This is a genomic window from Leptospira fletcheri, from assembly GCF_004769195.1.
GTDB classification, from domain to species: domain Bacteria; phylum Spirochaetota; class Leptospiria; order Leptospirales; family Leptospiraceae; genus Leptospira_B; species Leptospira_B fletcheri.
On record NZ_RQET01000004.1, the window covers coordinates 606,397 to 622,602 of the forward strand.

General features: G+C 46.3%; 14 protein-coding genes. 7 read left to right on the plus strand and 7 right to left on the minus strand.

What is annotated here, in order from left to right; translation table 11 throughout:
* Nucleotides 1-7 precede the first annotated feature (7 nt).
* Nucleotides 8-439, plus strand: coding sequence for an acyl-CoA thioesterase (locus tag EHO60_RS06185; RefSeq protein ID WP_135767277.1), 432 nt, complete (start codon nt 8-10; stop codon nt 437-439).
* On the opposite strand, the gene EHO60_RS06190 is transcribed toward EHO60_RS06185, so the two are convergent.
* Nucleotides 436-1,674 carry a DUF389 domain-containing protein gene (locus tag EHO60_RS06190; RefSeq protein WP_135767278.1) on the minus strand — a complete coding sequence of 413 codons (1,239 nt, stop codon included), beginning with the start codon at nt 1,672-1,674 and terminating at the stop codon, nt 436-438. The genes EHO60_RS06185 and EHO60_RS06190 overlap by 4 nt on opposite strands.
* Nucleotides 1,675-1,794: 120 nt before the next feature.
* On the opposite strand from EHO60_RS06190, the gene EHO60_RS06195 reads away from it, so the two are divergent.
* The 4 genes from EHO60_RS06195 to EHO60_RS17195 all read left to right on the plus strand — a co-directional run bounded on the left by EHO60_RS06195 (nt 1,795) and on the right by EHO60_RS17195 (nt 6,116).
* Nucleotides 1,795-2,868: an SPFH domain-containing protein gene (locus EHO60_RS06195; RefSeq protein WP_246028156.1), complete on the plus strand. Its 1,074-nt coding sequence runs from the start codon at nt 1,795-1,797 to the stop codon at nt 2,866-2,868.
* Nucleotides 2,869-2,870: 2 nt separating this feature from the next.
* A complete protein-coding gene (locus EHO60_RS06200; RefSeq protein WP_135767280.1) occupies nt 2,871-3,803 on the plus strand; it encodes a diacylglycerol kinase catalytic domain-containing protein in 933 nt (310 codons plus the stop codon).
* Nucleotides 3,804-5,606, plus strand: a complete 1,803-nt coding sequence (locus tag EHO60_RS06205; protein ID WP_210409320.1) for an isochorismatase family protein — start codon at nt 3,804-3,806, stop codon at nt 5,604-5,606.
* A 69-nt stretch (nt 5,607-5,675) separates the two neighbouring features.
* Nucleotides 5,676-6,116 (plus strand): phosphatase domain-containing putative toxin, encoded by a 441-nt coding sequence (locus EHO60_RS17195; protein WP_281283052.1) that lies wholly within the window; start codon nt 5,676-5,678, stop codon nt 6,114-6,116.
* Between the two features lie 40 nt (nt 6,117-6,156).
* Here the strand turns inward: EHO60_RS17195 and EHO60_RS06210 are convergent, their stop codons facing one another.
* The 6 genes from EHO60_RS06210 to EHO60_RS06235 form a co-directional block, all read right to left on the minus strand.
* Nucleotides 6,157-8,442, minus strand: a complete 2,286-nt coding sequence (locus EHO60_RS06210; protein WP_135767281.1) for an ankyrin repeat domain-containing protein — start codon at nt 8,440-8,442, stop codon at nt 6,157-6,159.
* Between the two features lie 21 nt (nt 8,443-8,463).
* Entirely contained in the window at nt 8,464-9,507 is a 1,044-nt protein-coding gene (locus EHO60_RS06215) for a hypothetical protein (RefSeq protein ID WP_246028158.1), read from the minus strand.
* 113 nt (nt 9,508-9,620) lie between these two features.
* Nucleotides 9,621-10,142, minus strand: coding sequence for a TlpA family protein disulfide reductase (locus EHO60_RS06220; protein ID WP_135767283.1), 522 nt, complete (start codon nt 10,140-10,142; stop codon nt 9,621-9,623).
* Between the two features lie 77 nt (nt 10,143-10,219).
* Nucleotides 10,220-10,663, minus strand: a complete 444-nt coding sequence (locus EHO60_RS06225) for a hypothetical protein (RefSeq protein WP_135767284.1) — start codon at nt 10,661-10,663, stop codon at nt 10,220-10,222.
* A 74-nt stretch (nt 10,664-10,737) separates the two neighbouring features.
* Nucleotides 10,738-12,003, minus strand: a complete 1,266-nt coding sequence (locus tag EHO60_RS06230) for an acetyl-CoA acetyltransferase (RefSeq protein WP_135767285.1) — start codon at nt 12,001-12,003, stop codon at nt 10,738-10,740.
* An 18-nt stretch (nt 12,004-12,021) separates the two neighbouring features.
* Nucleotides 12,022-13,332, minus strand: a complete 1,311-nt coding sequence (locus EHO60_RS06235; protein ID WP_135767286.1) for a 3-hydroxyacyl-CoA dehydrogenase family protein — start codon at nt 13,330-13,332, stop codon at nt 12,022-12,024.
* Between the two features lie 355 nt (nt 13,333-13,687).
* On the opposite strand from EHO60_RS06235, the gene amt reads away from it, so the two are divergent.
* On the plus strand, nt 13,688-15,787 hold the full coding sequence (gene amt / locus EHO60_RS06240) for an ammonium transporter (protein ID WP_135767287.1): 2,100 nt from the start codon (nt 13,688-13,690) through the stop codon (nt 15,785-15,787).
* Nucleotides 15,788-15,935: 148 nt separating this feature from the next.
* A complete protein-coding gene (locus EHO60_RS17200) occupies nt 15,936-16,205 on the plus strand; it encodes a hypothetical protein (protein ID WP_210409321.1) in 270 nt (89 codons plus the stop codon).
* Nucleotide 16,206 lies beyond the last annotated feature (1 nt).

Here is a 16,206-nt window from a genome sequence, read left to right on the forward strand (position 1 = left end):
CCGCTTCATGCTTGTAACTCCGATTCAAGTTCGCTGGAACGATATGGATCCTTTTGCTCACGTTAATAACGCGAGGTACGTGTCTTATTTGGAAATCGGCAGAGTCGATTATTGCCGGAGAAAATTCGGAGTAAAAGAAATATATGATATTCCTTTTTTACTCGCTCGGATCGAAATCGATCTGCTCAAACCGGTGGAAATGGACCACAATGTCGAAATCGTAACTTGTGTATCCCATATCGGAAATAAATCCTGGCATTTCACTTCGGTTTTACGCGAGCAAGGAACGGAAACGCTTTTTGCAAAAGCCAAAACGGTTCAGGTTTCTTATGAGCATAAGACTAAGACCTCCGTCCTGATTCCGGATTGGATCCGAAAAATTCTTACGGAAGATCTGGAAAAATTCGAAACCGCGTTCGGGGCCGATAAAACTTTCTAGTCCGTCGGGTCCGGTTTTTCCAGAACGTCCGCTTCCGTAAAATCGGACAATTTGGATGAATGCAAATCGGTTTCTCTCTGGATCCGTGCCAATTGGATCGTAAAGCTGATTCCGGGAAATCCCGAGGTAAGTTCCTCGTTCAGAGATTTTGTAAGTCCTCCATCGGGGGATTTATTGGAATAGAATACCAATGTTCCGGAAACCGTAGACCCCGTAAAGATCAAGGTTTCGCTTCCTCGAATATAATGAATTTCTCCAAGTACGGAAAGTTTTGAGTCTATAAATTCGCGGATATTGGATTTTTGCTTCAATAGGAAAAATGAACTGAAAATGGGGACGGAAAATAGGAAAATCAATAAGCTCGGAAACATGATCCTATTCTCTAATGAGAATCTGGATTCGAATTTTTGCCATATCCTGAAATCCGAAACGAACTGATAGAGGTGTTCATTCTTTTGTCTATGAGAAGATAGTAGGTGAATCAGATTCGGTATGTCATATTTTTCGAATATTATATAAAAGCAGGCGGCACTCGTGACTACGATCAAGGAAAGATTCGCCAAAAAGGACAGGAGCAGTCCCTGTTGAATATCCCAGCGTAAGGATCGTTCTACTGCAAGGCCGAATATGCACAAAGGAGGTAGAAGTGAAACTCCTAATACGGTTCCGATCCCTACTCTATAATGTTCTTTTGCAGATCCGAAGCCGGAGATCACTATTAGGGGACCGCAAAATGCGGAAATAATAAGATAAAATCCTCCCGGACTTACCCGACTCAAGACTTCTGGACTTAATTCCCTGACCGGAGCCATTTTGCTTAAAAGTATCGCGACCAAGATCGTAAGGATAGAACTTAAGAAAAGATTCAATAACGATTTTATGGAAAGATAAACATCCCCGACTGCAAAACCGGCTCCAATTCCGATTACGGGTTTTAAAAGCGGCGAAAGAATCATCGCACAACCTAGGATCAGAGGGCTACCTATAAGGATTCCGATCGTGGCAATGCCCGAAGATGCGGTTAAAATGACCCAATAACGGACGGATTGGATTTGGGCTCCCTCGTCGATTTCTCGTAAGGCGAAAATAGCCTCCTCTTCGCCGATTTTTAGAAGCCTTCGAAATAGGGAAACTCCTGATTCCGTTGTGACGGAAAGGGAAATGCTTTTTCGGTTTCGCGAGAGATCGGTCGAATCGTGCGTTCCGGTCGAACCCTGTTTTTTGGATATCGGCATCGACCCCGAAGTTTCTCTCTAAAAGAGCCGAAAAGCAAGACAAAAAATCCTTCCCATTTTAGCGGTATTAGTTTAATAATCGTATCTTCAAAATTGTACGGAAATTTCTTGCGAGGTCTTATGTTCGGTATTCGCTTTATTAAAACTCGTCCAATCGATTACGTTTTGCTTTTCCGCAGCGGAAAAATCAGAAAGCAGGGCGCAGGTCTGAACTTTTTTTATTACGCCCCCTCTTCGACTTTGGTGATCGTTCCCGCAGATACCAGAGACGCATTATTCATTTTCAAGGAAAATACTCTGGATTTTCAGGAGTTGGATATTCAGGGTCAGGTAACATATCGCGTGCTCGATCCTCAAAAGCTCGCTTCGCTTCTGGATTTTACAGTGGATGTTAAGGGAAAATATCTAGGGGATGGGATCGAAAAACTGGACTTGAGGATGACGAACCTGATCCAAGTAGCGATCCGTGAGAAGTTCCGCTCCTTAAATCTAGCGGATGCACTGACGGCGGCGAGCAGTCTAGCGGAACCGGTTCTGGAGCGTTTGCGCCAAAATCCCGCGTTAAAGGAATTAGGAATCGAGGTTTTGGATTTCGCGATCCTAAAAATCAGCCCTACTCCGGAAATCGCAAGAGCCCTCGAAGCCGCATCTCGCGAGAACCTTCTAAAAAACGCAGACGATGCCGTTTATCAAAGAAGGAATTTTGCGGTCGAGCAGGAAAGAAAGATCAAGGAAAACGAATTACAGACCCAGATTGCCGTGGAGGAAAAAAATAGGACGATCCGTGAAACTCAGATGAATGCGGAAATCGCCGTCCAAGAAAAACAGAAATTGGTCGAAGAAGCGAAGATGGATTCCGTACAAGTAGTGGAAAGAAAAAAGGCGGAGATAGAAACCCAAAAGCTGGCGTCCTTAGTCGATCAGGAAAAAAGGAAAAAGGATTTGGTGGAATACCAAACCCAAAACCTCCTCCAATTTTCCAAGGCAAGAGGACAAGCGACTCGGGAGGAGCTTGCCGCGTTTAAGGAACTTTCCCCTGAGATCGTAGAGATATTGGCGTTAGGAAGTATGGATTCCTCTAAGATCATTTCTCGTGCAGTCCGGGATCTCGCTAAAAACGCGGAAAAGATAGGAAATTTGAATCTTTCTCCGGAGCTTATGTCCTTGCTGATTAATAAGGAAAAAGGAAAGTAAAATTGTCCTTCGATAGGGTCGTAATCATAACCCGTCAAACCCGCTTAGAAGAGAGCATCAAACGCTTCAATACGAAAGCCCAAGCCAGCTTTTACGTTACGAAGCGGGGGCAATCCTTTGAAGACTACGAGTCCGAGGACGATAATTACAGATATGCAAGGGAACTCTTGGTCCGAAGTATCGAGCCTGGAATAAAATTCCATATCATGGATCGGTCCTTTCTCCCGAATTATCTATTCGGACCGAACGATCTGGTGGTGACGCTTGGGCAGGACGGGTTGGTCGTAAATACGGCAAAGTATCTGAACGGGCAACCCATCCTGGCATTCAATCCGGATCCGGATCGATTTGACGGAATTCTTCTCCCTTTTCTTCCGAATCGGGCATCGGACATCATGCGATCCGTTTTTAACGGAAAAATCGGTACCCAAAAAATTTCCATGGCGGAAGCGGGTCTTACCGACGGACAAAAGTTGTACGCTTTCAACGATCTATTCATCGGGGCAAAATCGCATACGAGCGCTAGGTATACATTGACCCACGGAAAAAAGTCCGAACGACAAATCTCCAGCGGGTTAATTGTCTCCACTCCCGCCGGAAGCACCGGTTGGGTAAGTTCCTTATTCAATATGGCCTCCGGCATTTCTTATTTTGCGGGAAACAAAAAAATCAAGACGCTCGAAAGGATTCCTTGGCAGGAAAGAAAGTTATTGTTCATGGTGCGGGAACCTTTCAAAAGCAAATGGAGCGGCGCGGAGTTGGTTGCGGGCATGGTAAAAGAGGGAGACCATATTTTATTGGAAAGTCATATGCCCGAAAACGGGACCATTTTTTCGGACGGCATGGAAACTGATTTTTTGGAATTCAATTCCGGAGCTACTGCGAAGATCCGATTGGCGCAAAAAACCACCGAATTGATTACGGAAGTGGAATAAATGGCAAAGGGAATTTTGATCACTCAATGTCTACAGAACGATTTCGTCGAGCCGATCCAAAAATACGATCCGCTTCCGAATTTGCTGCATGTAGGATACGGGGAAGCTCTCCGTATCATGGGAGAAAAACCGCAGGAAGGTCCGATCGTTTCTTTCATGGATTGGGCATATTCGAAACCGGAAGAGGACCTAACCATCATTCACATAAGGGATTGGCACGATCCGGAAGATCTTTCCCAAAGAGAGCATCTCGTTCAATTCGGAAATCATTGCATCCGCGGCACGCACGGTTCCGAATTCGTATTTCAACATTTATCGAATAGCGGGAAACGCTTTGCGCATACGGTGGACGCTTCGGGTTTGAACGATTTTCATCGCACGGACTTGGAGGAGATTCTAAAAGTTTACGAGACGGAAGAGATCAACGTAGGTCTTACGGGTGTTTGGACGGAAGCGAAGATCAGCTATTTAGCTTACGAACTGCGAACGAGATATCCGAAGTTTCGCATCGGATTGTGCAGCGCTTTGACTGCGAGTTCTTCCAGGCACATGCACTTTATCGCTTTGGACCAGTTGAAGAATCTTTTGGACGTCGAGATTTATCCTTCTTTGGGCGCGTTTTCCGAATTCTTGACCGGAACATCGTCCAAATCGCAACACCATATTTCCCTAAGGGAGGACTCCGTTTCTTTCGACTTTGAAGACGGATTTACGATCCAGGAGGAGGATCATAGAATCCTGTTCTTCCTCTTTCGCGGGTGTAGATCGGTCCGTTTTCGTTGTTTGGATGGCGGTTTTTCAGGAAACGTCGTCCTTCGTGCAAAGAGCGTAGATAGTCTGGGTCATTCCCAAGTTCCGACCGTAATCAAGATCGGACCCAGAGATCCGATTGCGAAGGAAAGAACCTCGTTCGAGCGTATAGAGGAAGTTCTGGGAAATAATGCGCCCAGAATCGTCGACTCCGCAGAAATCGGAGAACGAGGCGGAATCAAATATAGATACGCGGCCATGTTGGAAGGAGAAACCAAAGTTTTTCAGGATCTATACGAATCGTCCGAGGACGAAAACGAAATATTTCCGATTTTGGATACGATCTTCGAAAAGCAATTGGGAAGACTTTATGATGCGGCTGAACCCGAGAAACTGGATCTACTGAAATATTACGATTTTCAGAGCAAATATTCTCCGGGAGTCCGAAGGCGTACCGAGAATTTGATGGGGAAAACGCTGGAAGAAGATACGATTCGATTCCCTTTCGGAAAAGAAGCGTTCAATGTGTGTAATTTTTACGAAAAAGATTTGCTCGATCTTCGGGAATACGGTTCGGCACCTCGGTATCAATCCTATGTTCACGGGGATTTGAACGGAAGGAATATCATCATCGATCCGCAAAGGAACGTATGGTTGATCGATTTCTTCCACACTCATAGAGGTCATGTCCTAAAAGATTTGATAAAACTCGAAAACGATCTTTTGTATATTTTTACGAAAATAGAGGGAGAGGAGCTTGCTGAGGCGTTCTCTCTAACGGATCTTTTGGTTTCACAGCAGGATTTAGGCATTTCGATTCCGAAAGAGGAAGAGATTAAATTCAAAAGTGCTAAAATCAGGAGAGCTTTTCGAACCGCAGTGAAACTAAGATCCTTTTATCCGAAATTGATCCGTTTGGACCGTGATCCCTATCAATTACATGTAGCGACCTTAAGATACGCGATGCATACGCTTTCCTTTGATGAATCTTCCCGCGAACAAAAAATATGGGCCTTATATACCGGCTGTTTATGCGCGGAAAAGGTGAAATAATCCGTACGTTTATCCAAGAGGCTAAGGATAGATAAGATTAAATTATCATCGGGCAAAGGATCGATAGGACTGACCCTACTTCCCGGACGAAAGGATAGGGATCGCAATTTGATCCAGGATTTGAAAACCGTTCGCGAAGAAGGAATGAACCGGATCGTTTCGTTATTAACGGAAAACGAATATTCGGAATATGGAGTGCCCGATATCAAGGCGGAATATCAACGAGAAGGGTTTGACCCGATATTTTTTCCGATTATGGACCAAAGGGCTCCGGCGGATCGAAAAGCTCTCGAATCCTTATTGGATCTGATGGACTCTGAACTGGGTCGTGGGCGCAACATTCTCATACATTGCGTCGGTGGATTGGGGAGGTCCGGAACTGTGGCTGCCGCGTATCTGATCCGCCGGGAAGGATACGGTGTCGAAGAGGCGATCCGCGTGGTCCGCGAGGCGAGATCGGAAAGAGCAATCGAATCCAGAGAGCAGGAGGAATTTTTGAGAAGCCTTTGAGGCAATTTGAAGGCGCGAGCTTGCTATGTTTAGACAGTGTTTATTCTACGCAATTTACCAGACACTGACCTCCGGCGCTTCGGAGAATTTTCACTACATTCGGATTTTCGAATCTATTTTTTTGAACGGCCCAATCCAAAGGAGTCCAACCGCTATTGTCCTTTGCATTTACATTAGCGCCCGCTTGCAGCAATAATTTTGCGACTTCCGGACTGCCGCTTTCGGCCACTTTATGCAAAGGGGTCCAACCGTCGTAATTCTTTAGATTCACGTTGGCGCCGGTTTCCAAAAGCAATTTCGCCATTTTAGGGGCGTTAACTGCACGATAGATCGGAGTTTCTCCGTCGTTTTTGATCGCATTCACGTCCGAACCTACACTGAGTAGGAGTTTGGAAACTTCCAGAGAACCCTGCCCTACGGATCTATGTAAGGGAGTTTCTCCGTCGCTGTTTTTGGAATTTACATCCGCTCCAAGCATCAGTAAAAGCGCCGATATATCCGGGTAACCGTATCCTGTCGCTTTGTGCAAAGGGGTATTATCTAAAATATCTTTCGCGTTCGGATCTGCGCCTTTTAAAACGTTTCGGATAATATCGTCCGGTTTTCTCTGGAAGACGGAGTTAAAAAGATCCGTATCCGCTTGATTATTGGATTGGATCTGCTTCCTCGCGATTTTTACCGCGTCGGGACTGATCAATATCTGTTTATTTTCGATCAATCTCTCTACCGCAGAATTGCTGGAACTTCCGCGGGAATTGGGATCTGCCCCCAGCTTGATGCAAGTATCGATCTGCTTCTGGAATTTTCTATCGATGCCTTCCTGAAGGAGTTCGTCGGCCCTGTTCTGGTCGAATAAATTTCTGCCGGCGTATAGATCTGCTTTATGCTTGAGTATATTATAATTTCTTACTAAATCTTCGCTTGAAAAATCCGACCGAACCAGAGTTTCCAAGCCCTGGCGTAAGCCGTCCTTGATACGATCGAAATGTTTGTTTTTGGCTTTTTCTTCCGTTTCAAGCCCCTCGGAGACGTAATCTTTTTCCAAGGATTGAAAAATTCCTGCGAGTTTGCTTTGGAGATAGGATCGACCCGTAGTCTCCGATGCGGAGATTTTCTTTTCTATTCTGGATTTCAGGTTCCGGTAGGCGATGGTATCCGGTCTTTTGGCGGTCAACTCCGCTCGAACGGATCTGTAGGAAAGCGTAGCGTTCGTAAAGTCGAACTTGGAATAAAACGAGTCTCCCTCCTTTTCGATGCCGTTTAAAACCGCGATGTCGAACTTTTCCACCCTTTCTCCCATCGCCTTTTCCAGATCGCGGATTCGATACTCTTGTTTCGTTTTGGAATGATACTCGTTTTGAATTTCGCGGTATTTATCCAGGAAATTCCGGAGAGAAACCGAGGGAATCGCGTTCCCGGATTTGAATTGGGAGTCGATAACTTCCAGTCTATTTTTATAAATGATGAGATATGCGTTCGCGATTCTAGATCGGATCCCTCTCATGTACTCTTTGATGCCGGTTTTGGATTTTTCCGACAATCTATCTTCCATCGTCGACAAAACATTTTCGTAAATGGAGATGGATCTTTCGTAATTCTTGTTCTTGGAAGCAAGCTCTGCGGCTTCAAGGGCAGCGGCGGCCGCTTCTATAAATCCTTGGGCTCCGCCGTCCGAAGTCTTAAAATCCAATACATTAATATTCGAGCCTTGCGCCGATTCGATTTTAAGAGAGGGGATGTCTACCGCATCCGGATTTACGGAAGATAAGGAAGATATGTTCATGGAGTAATGCAGATCGACCAATTTTCTCCCGGCTTCCCCCGCATAATAATCTACCTGGAACTCACGGAACTCGAAATCGAAATTCGTTTTGATCATGTATGTAAGAAGTTTGGGATCCCGATTTTGGCTCCTTAAATAAACCTTGAATCCGTTGGAAGTATTCGAAATTTCTCCCGAGACCAAAATGTCCGCGTCTACCGCATCCGCTATCTGAGTCATGCAGATCTCGTCGCTGCAATTCTGCTTCTGCTTTAGTTCCGCCTGTCTTAAGAGAGTAGCGATCGAATCATCGTCGGCTATATTGTATTTCCCTTCGAAATTTCGGAGAATCGAATTGATGATTCCGTTTCTGAGACGGATTTCGAAAGAAGCGGGAACTCCTTGCTCCGTTTTGAATTTGTGAATATAAATTTTCGGTAAAGTATTTTCTCCCGCGGAGATTCCGGATAGGAAGAGGAAAGATAGCAACGGAATCGAGCAAAAGAAAATCCTGTTTTTAGAACCTTTGTGCGGTAAGAAGAGAAAATCGAAAAACTTGATCATACGGTATGGAGATTCAATCTTTTATTTTTTTTGGGAGGATACCGGTTCCGCTCGGATCAAAATGGAGTTTCCACTGATCTCCTTGTTTTGAAACGAAAAACCTAGCGTGTCTTTGTATTCGCGCAAAAATCCGTACAAACGACCGGCGTTGTAGAGAGCTTCGATATCCAGCACAATATCTCCGGAATCGTCTTTTCCCCGTTCGGTAACCGAATTGATTCCTCGAATAGAGCGGATGGATGCGGCGACATCTAGATCCGCATAAGTATCGTAGTTCATGCCTCGTATCGTTAAGCGGATCGTATACCCGCGTTTCCATCGGTCTGCTAATCGATTCTTTAACGAAGAGGAAAGTTCGGATAAAATTTGATCCTTGGCCTTTTCGGATCCGAAGTTCAAATCGATGGCGGGTCGTCCTCCTCGGATCGTATCCGCTGCAAGGATTTGTCCGGTGCGGGTTTCTATGAGTTTGTAATTCAAACTTGCGAATGTTCCCCTCATTTCGGAACCCTCGACGATTTTTTCTCCTAGTCTCGATTCGAAATATCCGAGTAGGACCAGTTCACAATCCTCTTTTACGGCCGCTTCTAACACGTCGGAAGCGGCTTTCGAACCGGGTTCCGAATTTTTGGCTTCCAGCTTTTCCGAGGAAATACGCATCGATTTAGCCGAGTCCAAAAAATCGAATCCGCTAAAACGGGAAATGAATTTGGTTTCGATGCCCGTTTTTCCGGCGGGAAAGAATTGTGGACCGATTTTTTCGGAAATAAGGACGAGTATTCGGGGTTTTCCTATGAGTCTATATTGTTCTTCCAGCGCATCGCCCAGCAGGTTTTTGCTCACGTAACCGGAGGCCTTCAAGCGGATTCCCTCGGAAGATTCCTTTGTCGACATTACGGAAAAACTTCGGATGAGTCCTTCTCGAGAGGATTCCGCGAAATATCCTTTGGAGCCGGAATCGACGATAAGAGAAGAGGTATGGACGAATTCCCCCAGGATTTTTCCGATCATTTCCGATTTTGCAACACGTTCCGCCTCTTCGCGGTTGGACGCTACTACTTCCACTTCTACGTATCCGTCTTTTTCCGATTCCCTTGGCATCCCGGAAGCGCAGCCGAAATGAAAGGACAGAAGGGATATTAGAAAAAATTTATATGATTTGTTTCGAAGCACGATCATTACCTTTTGGCTCCGAGTGCGGACAACATACGATTCCAATTTTCCTCGGAGTAACCGGATCCTTTGAACAGGATTTGGCGATCTCCGTTTACAACGTAACTAGTCGGAGTTCCGGAAAATCTGAGTCTTCGCATACTGGTGTTCAATGTGTCGTATAAGACTTCAGCCCGATTTCCTATTTTTAAATCCTTGGCTGCAGCTTGGGCGCTCTCCCTCGTATCTTCTAAAAAAACGATCCAAAGGACCAGTTTTCCGGAGGATCGTCCCGATCGAGTCCAAGTATCGACCAAAGAAAGCAGTCTGGGGACTTCCTCCTTACAAGGTATGCAAAAAGAACTCGTAAAGTTCAGTATTAAAAAATCGCCTGGTCCTAAATTCGGCAGCTCGTTATAGAGCGTTTTTCTTTCTTGGGATAACGTATAAAGAGGTACGTTTTCTATTTCTTCGGAACTGACGGTGGAGCTGAATGAAAGGACTGTCAGAATCCCGAGCAAAAAACAGAAATTCCTTACTTGATTCATACCGGTTTTAGTATGACCCAGGTTGCAACGTATTTACTCCTTCGAAAGTCTCGTTTCGGTCGGGAATCCGGGGAATTTTACGAAAGTTCTTCGTCTTCCGAGGAATAGGAATAAATCAGACTTGCTACCAGCACCAGAATCGATTGGTACAAAACCCAAAGCCAAGCGATCTGCGTCGGTACGGCGCGAGTTAAATGTAGGACAGAAAGAGTCGGAGCGGCGAAGGCGGCGATCGAAAAGGAAAAACCGACTAGAATTCCTCCGACGATTCCGATCGGAAGATTGGCCCTCGTCAAAGTGATCAATATCCCGAGAAAGAACACTTGGATCAAATCCGCTGCGATGGGTCCTATCCAGAGGACCTCCGTGACGGGAATGAAAAAGAAATGATAAAGCGGGTCGTAGTAAAAGATGGAAAAAAGTAAAGTTCTCAAAGGAACGGAAGCCACTTCCCAGAATCCAAAAGCGATAAAGAACCTTAATAAAAAACGATTCCAATCCTTAGAATTGCGTAGACCCATTCAACAACCTCTTTCGTTTGAAATAAAAAAGCCCGGAGATCCCGGGCTTTTCCATCCTTTTTTATTGGAATTTTTTATTTTCCGAGGATGAACACGTAATTGGTGGTCGCCGAACCGCCGATGTTCAACATCAAGCCGTTCTTTGCTCCCCCGATCTGATAATCCCCTGCGGTTTCCGTAACCTGTTTGTACAAGTCGAGCATCATTCGGACTCCGGATGCACCTACGGGGTGACCAGCTCCGATTAATCCGCCGGAAGTGTTGATCGGTTTCTTCCCGTCGAAAGCGATCACTCCGTCTTCGATCGCCTCGTGTTCCTTGCCCGGTTGGCTGATTCCGAAGGCGGAAATGGCTGCGTATTCCGAGGAAGTGAAGCAGTCGTGGGTTTCGAAGACGTCTATGTCTTTGGTGCCCATTCCCGCACGATCGTAAGCGTCTTTTACGGTCTGGCGAGTCCAGGGAAGAATCCATTTTTCCCCTTTGGATTCTGCGACTTTCGCTTCGAAGGTGATGGGTGCTACTCTATGTCCCCAACCTTTGATCTTAGGATAAGCGGAAAGCTTTGTTCCCTTTTTCTTCGCAAACTCTTCCGCATAATTCTTATTCGCAAGAACTACCACTGCGGCTCCGTCGGTGACTTGAGAACAATCCGTGATGCAAAGACGTCCGCCTACAGCCATGTTGAAGGAACCGCCTCTCGCGTCCGCGTGCTCTCGATTCATAAACCAGGAACGGGTTTGTGCTTTCGGGTTGCGTTTCGCATTCGCGTAATTGATCTTCGAGATTTCGGCCAACGCTCCCATAAAACGTTTTTCTTCCAGTTTATATCTTTCTAAAATAACGTCTGCGAGCTTTCCGAATAATTTAGGGAAAGGGAATTGGACTCCTCTCGCTTCCTTTTCGTAATAAGCGGCAGTTCCTAGAAAGTCTCCGCCCACGGAAGAAGAAACCGTTTTCATGATTTCTAATCCGACTACGATTGCGACGTCGTAATCCTTCGCACGAAGTTTGGTTTGGGCCGCGTCGAGCGCGACGGAACCGGAAGCACAAGCCGCTTCGTAACGCGCACCGGGAACTCCGTAAAAACAGGGATCCACTTCGGTTAAAAAAGCGCCCAAATGGCCTTGGGTGGCATACTGTTCTGCGTCGAAGTTTCCTACGAAAACTCCGATCCGGTTCTGTTTATTCAGTTTTTTGATCTCGTCCGGGGTAAGGCCGACTTTTTCTAATCCGTCTTGGATCGCTTCCCGGAACATGGACATAAAGGTTTTTCCTTCCTTGGTCCAGTTTCTTTGGAAGTCGGTTTGCTCTCCGCCGAGTACGTAAACGGTATCTTTCATAGAATTTCTCCTCCCCGATTATCCTTTAAAAAGAGAACGAGCATCCAGGATATCCTTCAGTTGGTAGAAAGATTTCCCGGCTTTCGCTTTGGCCAAAACATCCGGTACGGGAAGTTTTGCCTTGGTAATTAGACTGATGGCTTCTTTGGGACCGCCTAGAAAATCGACGAATGCCGAAGCGGGAGCCCAGTTGAATCCGGTACCCATGGCAAGGTCCGCCATCTCTTTTGAATCTACGACCTCTCCTACGATAGAGAGAGAGTAGCTGACATAGCGCGCGATGAAATAGCGTGCGAGATCCGCTTCCAAGCCTTTGGCTTCTTTGACTATGTTCATGGCTCCGACGTAATCGGCCTCTCCGATCCTCCGGTTCGCTTCCTTTATGAACGGAATATCGAACTTGGGAACGGGAACATAAAGGTCTCCCTTGATATCGTAATATAGTTTCTCTTTTTTTCCGTCGGGAGTCTTGGTCATCTTAAATAGTCCTTGTCCGGACTTGCGACCTAGATCGCCCCGATCGATGAGTTTTTGGAAATAACCGGGAAGTTTGAAAGTTGAATGAGCCGCGTCCTTGGTCATCTCGTAGAGATTGTCTACAATCGCTTTATGAACATCCAAGCCCACAAAGTCCGCGGTGTCCAGAGGAGCCATCGCCCTACCGGTGTATCCGCTCATGATCGCATCCATCAGGGCGATCCCGCCCTTGTCGGAATATTCTTCCGCTTTTTGGGCGACTTCGTTAATCAATTGGAATCCGATCCTATTTCCTGCGAAGGCGGGAGTATCGTTCGTATAAACGACGGCACGACCGAGGGTTTTTTCCAAATACTCTCCCAATTTCTTCGTTACTTTTTTGTCGTTGCCTTTGTGCGTAACGAGTTCGCAAAGAATCATCTTATAAGGAGGATTGAAGAAGTGGGTTCCGTAATAATGTTTTTTTCCGTCTTCGTCAAAGGCGTCCGCCAAACGAGCGATGGAAAGTCCGGAAGAGACAGTTGATACGATCGTTCCGGGTTTACGGGCTTTGGCGATTCGTTTGTTGATCGGTTCTTTTACTTCGTAACTTTCGGCGACGAGTTCGAATACCCAATCCGATTCGGAAACCGCTTTTTCCAGGTCTTGGTCGTAGGAACCGGGAATCAAACGCGGACGAATCGTGTCCGTCTTGACGGAAGCTACCGCTTTTTCGATACCTTCTTTCGCTTTATTCACATCCCGAGCCAACATATGGACCTTCGCCTTTCCAAAGGCGGCTACAATTGCGGCAGATCCGGCGCCCATAGTTCCATTCGCGCCAAGGACGGTTACGGTTTTGATTTCCCTCATGAAATTATACCAACGTCTAGGTTTTTTTAGATATAATCCCTGTTTAAAACATCCTATTTGGAGGGAAAGGCTTTTTTCGTCTTTCAACGGGGTGCTTTAGGCCCAGAGAGACAGAGTTTGCAGAACGGGCGTTACGTTCGAAAAAAATAACGTTCGTTATCTTCCTTAGGTTTGGAGGGTTTTCCGCACTTTTTCGCAGGACAACACTGTTGTTAGAAAAACGAAAAGCGATTTCGACAAGTAACCGAGTCCTAGTCGATTCTTTGAAAAGCGGATTTCTTCTGGCCTTTTCCGATACTAGGAATAGGAAAGAAGACAGTTTTCCCACTCGATCTTTTTAGGAACAGGAGCCTTCATGCCGACAGAAAAGAGTTTATTGGATATTTTATGGGTTTTGGTCTGCTCGGGTTTGGTTCTAATCATGCAGGGCGGATTTTTAGTCCTAGAGTCCGGACTTACTCGTGCCAAGAATTCGATCAACGTCGCCATTAAGAACGTCGCGGATTTCGGGGTGGCGACTCTTCTTTTCTACTCTTTCGGTTTCGGCCTTATGTTCGGAACCTCTTGGAACAGCGTATTCGGAACTTCTCTTTTCTTTCCCGATTTTCAACCGGGAGACGCGTGGGCACCCACGTTTTTTATCTTCCAATTAGTATTCTGCGGAACGTCGGCCACCATCGTTTCCGGGGCGGTCGCCGAGAGACTGAAATTCAGTTCTTATATGTTGGCAACTGCTCTGATCTCCGGATTCATCTATCCGATCGTAGGGCATTGGAGTTGGGGAGCCGGAATCTTGGAGCAAAAGAACGGATGGCTTTCGAAGATAGGCTTTCACGATTTTGCGGGATCCACATTGGTTCATAGCGTAGGCGGATGGGTTTCGCTTGCTCTTTTAACGGTAGTCGGCCCTAGGATCGGAAGGTTCCCGAAAGATTCCGCGCCAATGCAGGTTACAGGTAGCAACCTTCCGATGGCGATGCTGGGCGGAATCTTACTCTGGTTCGGCTGGATGGGATTTAACGGAGGAAGCACTTTGTCCTTCGACGGGAAAGTTCCGGGAATCATTCTGAACACAGTGGTTTCTTCCGGTTTTTCCATGATAGTTGCGATGATGATCGCATGGGGGATCAAAGGTTTTCCGGAGCCGACTGCTCCTCTGAACGGTTCTCTGATCGGTCTGGTTGCCGTGACTGCCGGTGCGGATTGTCTGACTCCTTTCCAATCCGCGATCGTAGGTTCGATTGCGGGACTTCTGATCTATCCTTCCGAGCTGCTCCTGGAAAAGTTGAAAATCGACGATGCCGTCGGAGCTGTTCCCGTGCATTTGATCGGAGGAATTTGGGGAACCTTGGCCGTAGGTTTCTTCGGAGATCTATCGGCAATGGAAACGGAAATCGGAAGGTTTTCCCTCATAATCGCGCAGCTCGTAGGAATTCTGAGCATAGGAATCTTTTCTTTCGGAATTTCTTTTTTGGTCTTCTGGGCTTTGAACCGGATTTTCCCGCTAAGAGTGGACGGGGAAGAGGAGCGTCTAGGCCTGAATATATCGGAACACAACGCGACGACGGAACTCATCGATCTTTTTTTGGCCATGGATTATCAGAGAAAGACCGGAGATTTGGCGAAAGACGTTCCGGTAGAACCTTTTACGGAAGTGGGACAGATCGCGGAACGTTACAATCTCGTTCTAGGAAAGGTAAGAACGACACTCGCCGAAAACGAACAAGCTAGAGTGGAAATCGCGGAAGCGTACGAAAGAGTCCGACACGAACAGGACCGCGCGGAAAAACTGCTTTTAAACGTTCTTCCCCCTTCTATCGCTGCGGAACTCAAACAAAATGCCGGTTTGATCGCCGAAAGCTATCCGGACGTCTCGATTTTATTCGCGGATATCGTCGGTTTTACCCGACTTTCTTCGAAAATGAAACCGGAATCCGTCGTTCGGATTTTAAACCAAATCTTCTCCCATTTCGATATTTTGGCCGAAAAATACCGTTTGGAAAAGATCAAGACGATCGGAGACGCGTATATGGCCGTAGGAGGACTTCCTGTTCCGGAAAAGGATCATCCATTGCTAGTAGCGCACATGGCCTGGGATATGAAAGAGATCTTATCCCGATTCAAACTGAAAAAATCGAGAATGGGACTTCGTATGAGGATAGGAATCAACACAGGACCAGTGGTCGCAGGCGTGATCGGAACCAAGAAATTCATCTATGATATCTGGGGTGATGCCGTGAATCTAGCGAGTCGCATGGAATCCCACGGGGTTCCAGGGGAAATTCAGGTTACGGAATCGACTGCAGAGGCGATTCGTTCCGATTTCGAGCTCGTCGAACGAGGAAATATAGAAGTAAAGGGCAAAGGATTCGTAAAAGCCTTCTTAGTAAGGCGTCGGATTCGCAATCCTGAGGAAAGTCTGAGTCATTTGAACTTTTCTTTAGGAACGAATTGAAGGTAGCATTAAGAAAATAAGAATCGTTTAGCATGCTTTAACGATAGAAAAGCAAAAAAGATTTTACTCTTTTGGGTCGAGGCAATAGGAGTGGAAATTTGTTAGAGGAATTACGGAAGGATTCCCCGCGACACAAGGAGTATCTCCCATGGTAGCTAAGAAGAAAGCAAAGAAGAAAGCGGCCCCGAAGAAAAAGGCGGCCAAAAAGAAAGTAGCTAAGAAAAAGGTCGTTAAACCGGCGAAAAAGAAAGTCGCCAAGAAAGCGGTCAAAAAGAAAGTCGCAGCTAAGAAGCCGGCGGCGACCCCTCGTCCTGCTGCGCCGATGTCCGGACCGGAATCTACTCCGGCGCCGAACCAAGGTTCTCTTTTCCCTTGGGGAAATTCAGGCAATTCAGGGGAAGGAGAAGGCAACCCGTAAG

What these genes read in the sequence shown, in the direction of transcription:
- EHO60_RS06185 (WP_135767277.1), top strand. Translation starts at nt 8, where the DNA reads ATGCTTGTAACTCCGATTCAAGTTCGCTGGAACGATATGGATCCTTTT.
- EHO60_RS06195 (WP_246028156.1), top strand. Translation starts at nt 1,795, where the DNA reads ATGTTCGGTATTCGCTTTATTAAAACTCGTCCAATCGATTACGTTTTG.
- amt (WP_135767287.1), top strand. Translation starts at nt 13,688, where the DNA reads ATGCCGACAGAAAAGAGTTTATTGGATATTTTATGGGTTTTGGTCTGC.
- EHO60_RS06230 (WP_135767285.1), bottom strand. Translation starts at nt 12,003, where the DNA reads ATGAAAGATACCGTTTACGTACTCGGCGGAGAGCAAACCGACTTCCAA.
- EHO60_RS17200 (WP_210409321.1), top strand. Translation starts at nt 15,936, where the DNA reads ATGGTAGCTAAGAAGAAAGCAAAGAAGAAAGCGGCCCCGAAGAAAAAG.
- EHO60_RS06190 (WP_135767278.1), bottom strand. Translation starts at nt 1,674, where the DNA reads ATGCCGATATCCAAAAAACAGGGTTCGACCGGAACGCACGATTCGACC.
- EHO60_RS06235 (WP_135767286.1), bottom strand. Translation starts at nt 13,332, where the DNA reads ATGAGGGAAATCAAAACCGTAACCGTCCTTGGCGCGAATGGAACTATG.
- EHO60_RS06225 (WP_135767284.1), bottom strand. Translation starts at nt 10,663, where the DNA reads ATGGGTCTACGCAATTCTAAGGATTGGAATCGTTTTTTATTAAGGTTC.
- EHO60_RS06205 (WP_210409320.1), top strand. Translation starts at nt 3,804, where the DNA reads ATGGCAAAGGGAATTTTGATCACTCAATGTCTACAGAACGATTTCGTC.
- EHO60_RS06210 (WP_135767281.1), bottom strand. Translation starts at nt 8,442, where the DNA reads ATGATCAAGTTTTTCGATTTTCTCTTCTTACCGCACAAAGGTTCTAAA.
- EHO60_RS06220 (WP_135767283.1), bottom strand. Translation starts at nt 10,142, where the DNA reads ATGAATCAAGTAAGGAATTTCTGTTTTTTGCTCGGGATTCTGACAGTC.